Source organism: Rhodomicrobium lacus (assembly GCF_003992725.1).
Classification (GTDB): domain Bacteria; phylum Pseudomonadota; class Alphaproteobacteria; order Rhizobiales; family Rhodomicrobiaceae; genus Rhodomicrobium; species Rhodomicrobium lacus.
Map to the genome: position 1 here is coordinate 1 of NZ_RZNF01000025.1, position 325 is coordinate 325.

General features: G+C 63.4%; 1 protein-coding gene. It reads right to left on the bottom strand.

The window, feature by feature from the left end:
* On the bottom strand, window positions 1-325 hold a 325-nt coding region (locus tag EK416_RS17590), incomplete at both ends, for an IS630 family transposase (protein ID WP_127079951.1).

The window sequence follows — 325 nt, forward strand, 5'->3', positions numbered from 1 at the left end:
GGGCGCATCGCATCCAGTGTTTGATCTTGGCGAAGGCTTGCTCGATCGGATTAAGGTCAGGGGAATAGGGAGGCAGGAACAGGAACCTCGCCCCGGCCTTGCGGATCGCCATCCGCACGGCCTTGCCCTTATGGCTGCCGAGATTATCCATGACCACGATGTCGCCGGGTTTGAGGACCGGGACCAATTGCTGTTCGGTATAGGCGCGGAAGCACTCGCCGTTGATCGGGCCGTCGAAGACGCAAGGCGCGGTGAGCCGGTCCAGCCGCAGCGCCCCGATGAATGTCAGCGTCCGCCAATGGCCGTGCGGAGCATAGGCGCGCAG